Origin of the sequence: Citrobacter sp. Cpo142, from assembly GCF_030332425.1 — a bacterium.
GTDB lineage: Bacteria > Pseudomonadota > Gammaproteobacteria > Enterobacterales > Enterobacteriaceae > Citrobacter > Citrobacter portucalensis.
Genome location: NZ_JAOWHW010000071.1, coordinates 1 through 219, shown reverse-complemented (window position 1 = coordinate 219; position 219 = coordinate 1). Strand labels below are relative to the sequence as shown.

General features: G+C 47.9%; 1 pseudogene. It reads left to right on the top strand.

The features are described from left to right. Positions 1–219: pseudogene (locus tag OGY18_RS03440) on the top strand (tail fiber domain-containing protein); the annotation flags it as partial.

Sequence of the window (219 nt, the reverse complement as noted above, 5' to 3'; positions counted from 1 at the left end):
GCTCGTACTAATCTCGGTTTAGGTAATAGCTCGACAAGAAACATCGGAACAGTCACAGGAACTGTAGCAGCCGGTGATGATCCCCGACTTAACACAGTGAACGGCAAGACGTCTGGTGTCGTAAAGGGTGATTTCTTTTCCCTGGATAATAGTTACGGCCATACAACCCAGTTATTGACATACAACCCTGGAACAGTGGGTACGCATTTTGGCGGCATG